The 2,614-nt window shown below is 68.8% G+C and carries 2 protein-coding genes; both read left to right on the top strand.

Features of this window, described 5'->3' with window-relative positions; all coding sequences use genetic code 11:
- Positions 1-148 precede the first annotated feature (148 nt).
- On the top strand, positions 149-1,930 hold the full coding sequence (locus NOD94_RS40760) for a family 43 glycosylhydrolase (RefSeq protein WP_281211292.1): 1,782 nt from the start codon (positions 149-151) through the stop codon (positions 1,928-1,930).
- A gap of 53 nt (positions 1,931-1,983) precedes the next feature.
- The coding region (locus tag NOD94_RS40755) for a M23 family metallopeptidase (RefSeq protein WP_281211291.1) at positions 1,984-2,614 on the top strand (631 nt) is incomplete at its 3' end.

Raw genomic sequence — 2,614 nt, 5'->3', positions numbered from 1 at the left:
GCAGTCTTCAAGTGGTCCGGCAACGGCACCACCTGGCACAAGGTCGGCGGCCCCGCCTCCTTCATCGCGGGCCGGTAGTCGGCGACGTCATCAGCGGACGGCCCGGGCTTCCTGGGCCGGGCCCGTCCGCCCCTCTCTCTGGAGCCATGTGTTATCACGCATCACCCTGGCTGCCGCTGCGTTGGTCGCGGTCTCGCTCGGGGTACTCCCCGCCGTCGCCGCCTCGGCACCCGACCGTCTCCCCTCCACCGCCTCCGCGAACACCGCCTCGACAAACACCGCCGCGGCGAACGCCGGCTCCGTGACAACCGGAGACTTCGTCCGCGTCTACGACCCCGGCGTCGGGGAGTCACAATCCTGGTACATCAACGACCACACCTTCATCCGTGACGAGGCCACCGGAACCTGGCACCTGTTCGGCATCACCCACGCCGAACCGGCCGACCCGGAGAACGAGGACTCGTTCGCACACGCCACGGCACCCAGCCCGCGCGGGCCGTGGACCAAGCAACCCATGGCCCTGACGGTCGACCCCTCCTACGGAGAGTCGCACCTGTGGGCACCGCACGTCATCCGCTCCGGCTCCACGTACTACATGTTCTACGCGGGCGGGCAAACCATCGGCGACCCGTCCAGGAGCCAGATCAACCTGGCCACCTCCACCGACCTGATCCACTGGGAACGGCGGCCCGGAGGGCCACTGTTCCGTGACGGACAAGAAGCACGCGATCCGATGGTCACCCGGGTCGGTTCCCAGTGGGTGATGTATTACACCGCCACGGAGACGGCCACCGGGGGACGCAGCATCGTCGCGTACCGGACGAGTCCGGACCTGATCACCTGGAGCCCGCGCAAGACCGCGTTCACCGCCCTCGGCGACGGCTGGACCGAATCCCCGTACGTGATACAGCGCAACGGCCTCTGGTACTTGTTCATCGGCGGCTCCGCAACGGCCGATTACGTCGGGGCCGAGGTATACGCCAGCTCCGATCCGCTGCACTTCCCGGCCACCGGCCAAGTGGGGCGCCTGCCGTCCCACGCCGCCGAGGTCGTCACCGACCACGACGGGAGCCAATGGCTGAGCAGCGCGGGCTGGGGCACGGGCGGAGTGGACCTGGCTCCGCTCACGTGGCGGGCACGGCCCTACACCCCGCACCATCTGTACGCGCTGAGCCCCGACAAGAGCGCCGTCCACCAGCGGACGGGCGGAACCTCCTGGACGAGGATCGGCGGACCGGCAGGCACACTGATCGGCGGCGACGGTGGCCTGTTCGCCACCAGCCCAACCACCGGCGACATCCTCAAATACAGCGGCACCCCGGACAGGTGGACCAAGGTCGGTGGACCCGGGGCCCAGTTCGTCGTCACCGACGGCACGCTGTACGGGCTCGGCCCGGACAGGAAGGCCGTCTTCCGGTGGACCGGATCAGGAACCACCTGGACGAGGATCGGCGGACCGGCAGGCACACTGCACGCAGGCGGCGGTGGCCTGTTCGCCACCAGCCCGACCACGGGCGAAATCCTCAAGTACAACGGCACCCCGGACAGCTGGACCAAGGTCGGCGGGCCCGGAAAGACCTTCGCGGTCACCAACGAGGCACTGTACGGCCTATCGCCCAACGGTGGTGCCGTCCTGAAATGGACCGGGTCGGGCACGACCTGGGTCAAGGTCGGCGGACCGGCCGGAACCCTCTTCGGCGGTGGCGCGGGGCTATTCGCCACCAACCCCGCCAACGGCGACGTCTACAGGTTCAGCGGCGTACCGGACAACTGGTCCAAGGCCGGTGGTCCCGGGAACGCCTTCGCGGTCGCCGGTGACCGGCTCTTCGGGTTGAGCTCCGACAAGAGCGGCGTCTTCCAGTGGTCCGGGTCGTCGACCTTCCAATGGACCAAGGTCGGCGGCCCCGCCGCGAGCATCGTCACCGACTAGCGATCGCCCCACTCTTCCCCCTCCCCCATCACACCCTCGTCCCAAGGAGACGCATGAAGATCAGATGGGCCGGCTTCCTGGCGGCGGCAGCACTGCTGCTCGCTCCGGTCACAGCCCTCCTGCCCGCCGCCCCGGCCGCGGCATCGGCCTCGGCAGCCCCGGCGGCGGACACCGCGGTCGCCAATACGCCCCCGTTCCAGCTTCCCATTCCGTGCGGGCAACGGTGGACGACGTCCACTCACGATGGACACGCGAGCCAGTACATGCTCGACATGGTCTCGGCCGGTGGAACCACCCAGGGGACAGCCGCTCTGGCCTCGGCGGCCGGGCGCGTCGTCACCTCACAGTTCGACAGCCAAGCCGGAAACTTCATCGTGATCGACCACGGCGACGGCTGGCAGACCCGGTACCTGCACCTGGACCGGCGCGACGTCGCCGTCGGCAACGACGTGGAGCAGGGCCGGCAGATCGGCACCGTCGGCAACACCGGCAGCTGGACCACCGGGGCGCACTTGCACTACGAGCAGAAGCTGAACGGCTCCGTCGTGCAGACCACCTTCGACGGGCGCCTCGTTCCCGTCAAATGGGAATACAACCAGCACTACGAGACGAGCACGAACTGCGGTGTGTCCGCCGGCAGTAGCCTGTTCGCCCAGTCCCCGGACCGTTCCGCCGTGTTCCAGT

Source organism: Streptomyces sp. Isolate_45, from assembly GCF_024721315.2.
Classification (GTDB): domain Bacteria; phylum Actinomycetota; class Actinomycetes; order Streptomycetales; family Streptomycetaceae; genus Streptomyces.
Note: the sequence above shows the minus strand (reverse complement) of the source record. Positions and strands in the feature narration are given on the sequence as shown.